A 2,998-nucleotide genomic window follows, 5' to 3' on the forward strand; every position below is an offset into this window, starting at 1 on the left:
ACATTCTGGACGCATGACAAAGGCCGGCATGTCCGCCATGACGGCCTTGGCCTTCAGTAGTGGAACTCTCTTGAAGGCCTGAGTGGGATCAGTGGCTGTATATCTGAGGTCAGGTCGAGAAGAGACCAGTTCCCAACGCAAAGAGCCCCGCCAGTGACTGGCGGGGCTCTTTGTGTCTTGCCTGTCAGCCGCTATCAGCAGCGACCCTCGCAGTTGGCAGGCTTGTCATTGGCGATGCGCCAGTCTTCCTCGTTGGCCAGCGTGGCCAGCGGCGACAGCATCGAGAAGTCGAACTCGGTGAGGCAGGTGCCGCGTTGTACGCGCTTGGGCCAGTCATGATTGGCCAGCGCCGAGCGACCGATGGCGACCAGGTCCGCGTGCTGCAGGGCGGCCTGCGCCTTCGCGACGCTGGCGACATTGCCATTGGTGATCAGACTCACCTCGGCGGCCTTCTCGCTGCGCACCTGTGCCGCCAGTGCGGTCAGACTGAGGCTGCGCTCACGCTCGTCGTCTGCCTCGGGGAAGGCGGGGGCATCGACATCGCTGCCGGTCAGATGCAGGAAATCCAGCCCTGCCTCCATCAGCTTGGCGAAGCGCTCACGGGCCTCGTCAGGGCCGCCCTGCCAGGTGAGCTCCGGCTCGGTCACGGTGCCCTGGGACAGGCGCATGCCGATGGCGAAGTCGGCGCCGACCGCCTCACGCACGCTGCGGATGACTGCCAGCGGGAAGGCCAGACGCGCGATGGCGTCGCCGCCCCAGGCATCGTCACGCTGATTGAAGCGCTCACTGATGAACTGGTGGATCAGGTAGCCGTTTGCACCATGCAGCTCGATACCATCGAAGCCGGCTTCCTTGGCGCGACGGGCGCTGGTGGCAAAGCCGGCGATCACGTCATGGATCTCCGCTTCGCTGATCTCGCGTGCCAGCGGGAAGGGGCCGGAGCCACCGTAGAAGCTGAGCATCTCGCCACTGGCGCGGCTCTTGGAGGGGGCGACGACCTCATCCTTGAAGCGGTTGTGCTGGGTCTGGGCGCCGGCATGCATCAGCTGGGCGATGATACGGCCACCTTGTTGATGCACGGCGTCGACCACCGGACGCCAGCTGTCCTGCTGCGCCTGGTTGGCCAGCCCCGGCTGGTTGGCGTAACCTTGGCTGAAGGCTTCATCGGTGTAGATGCCTTCGGTGATCAGCAGCGAGAAGTTGCCCCGCGCGAAATCGCGATAGTAATCGACCATGTCAAAGTGCACCTGGCCATCATCCTGCGCGCTGGTACGCGTCATCGGGGCGAGCACCAGTCGATTGCTGAGCTCAAGCCCGGCGAAGGCATGGGGGGTGAACAGTGCGGTGGTATCTGTCATCTAGTACGTCTCCCGCGGAAAGCATTCCGCTGTCGTATCCGGTCGTAGGCCCTGAGCGTCTGCGTGCACAAAGAGGTGAAGATCGACGCAGTGCGGTGGCCTGAATGAATGATCGACGGATCATCTGCATGCCCTATATCGTGCCTGCCGCACCTGGGTGTCACAAGCCGGAACGCTGGAAGGAGAGTGTTGTCGTTTTGACAACCTGTGCATGTAATTGACTGAATTTGCGAGATTTTTTCTCAAATAATTCAGGGTTGCTGCATGAAGTGGCAACGCAGTGCTGCTTTCCATGCACATAAGCATATGCGCGCAACGACGCAGGCCCCGCAACCGTGGGTTGCGGGGCCTGCGTCATCAGCGCCAATCGTGCCTATGGCGAGTGCTCAGTGCTGGCGATCACTTGCCGTCGCACTGGGCGTTCTGCTTGCTGCTGCCGGAGGGCGGGCAGCCGAACCAGTTCTCGGTCGGCTTGGCCTGGCCAGTGTTGGCGTGTCGGCCGCCCTGGCTGCCGATCTCGCCGCCATCGAGGCTTTTCTGTACCTGGCGTGTGGCGTTGTCCTTGGCTTGCTGGCGTGCCTCGGGCTGTTCGTTCTGTTGATAGTGCGCGCCGTTGTCAGCTGCGCCGTCTGCGGTGCGCTTGGAGTGGCTGGGCGTTGGCTGGCCCTGCGAGGAATGCTGGGAAGAGGCCGCGCCGCTGGTCCCTGTCTCGGTGTTCATCTCGTCGAAGGCCTGAGCCGGGGAGAGGCCCAGCAGGCCCAGCATCACTGCGGCGGCGCCGATGCCACGGCGCAGGCGGGTGCTCGCGGCAGGACGCTTGCCTGAGAGCAGATCAGAGCGCTGGCCATGGAGAGAGGCGTTGACGTCAGTGGTGGCTGTCGAGGTCTTGTAGAACATGATGAGGGGACTCCTTGCGGGTCTGGCCGCCGGTGTCGGCAGCCGCGCGGGTGAGGGATTCACCGGCGACGTATGAGGTGTCGGCGAATGCTGCGCCAGCTTGCGAGCGCACGATGCCAGACATGAGAGGATGACGTGAGTGACTGCAACTCGGCGTTGCGCGCCAGGTAATCGATAGAATAGTTATCGGGGCGAACGGCGGGAATTCAACTCTTGTTAAATAATTGGCCATGGCGTCGGGCGCCTCGCCGGGGCGGGTGGCGTGTCTTGCTCACGCAATTGATAGGCAGCCGACACGCGATCAATCAGACACTTGTGATGGCAAAAGGGCAGACGCCCCTTGAAGTCGCGACGCGCCGTGACAATGTGAGAGGGACAGGGCAACGGCCCTGAGTGTTCACCCAGGTCAAGGAGACAGGCATGACGATCAAGAAAACCGGTTCCGCGCATTGGGAAGGTAGCGTCAAGCAGGGTAAAGGCACTGTCAGCAGTGAAAGTGGTGCGCTCAAGGATCAGCCTTACGGCTTCAACACGCGCTTTGAAGATGGCGCCGGCACCAATCCCGAAGAGCTGATCGGGGCGGCCCACGCCAGCTGCTTCTCGATGGCACTCTCGATGATGCTGGGCGAGGCGGGTCATGAGCCCAAGGCCATCGACACCACCGCCACCGTCCATCTGGACAAGGACGACAGCGGCTTCAGCGTGACCAAGGTCGCCCTGGTGACCAAGGCCGATGTGCCGGG

At 62.8% G+C, this 2,998-nt stretch carries 3 protein-coding genes; 1 reads left to right on the plus strand and 2 read right to left on the minus strand.

Annotated features, from left to right (window positions below; translation table 11 throughout):
* Nucleotides 1–194: 194 nt before the first annotated feature.
* Both AC4FAH_RS12055 and AC4FAH_RS12060 read right to left on the minus strand, forming a co-directional pair.
* On the minus strand, nt 195–1,358 hold the full coding sequence (locus AC4FAH_RS12055; protein ID WP_490246093.1) for an oxidoreductase: 1,164 nt from the start codon (nt 1,356–1,358) through the stop codon (nt 195–197).
* 399 nt (nt 1,359–1,757) lie between these two features.
* Nucleotides 1,758–2,255, minus strand: a complete 498-nt coding sequence (locus tag AC4FAH_RS12060) for a hypothetical protein (protein WP_288987269.1) — start codon at nt 2,253–2,255, stop codon at nt 1,758–1,760.
* A 420-nt stretch (nt 2,256–2,675) separates the two neighbouring features.
* Between AC4FAH_RS12060 and AC4FAH_RS12065 the strand changes: the two genes are divergently transcribed.
* Nucleotides 2,676–2,998 (plus strand): OsmC family protein (locus tag AC4FAH_RS12065; protein ID WP_490246094.1); only part of this gene is annotated, 323 nt, incomplete at its 3' end.

The organism is Cobetia sp. (genome assembly GCF_983723665.1).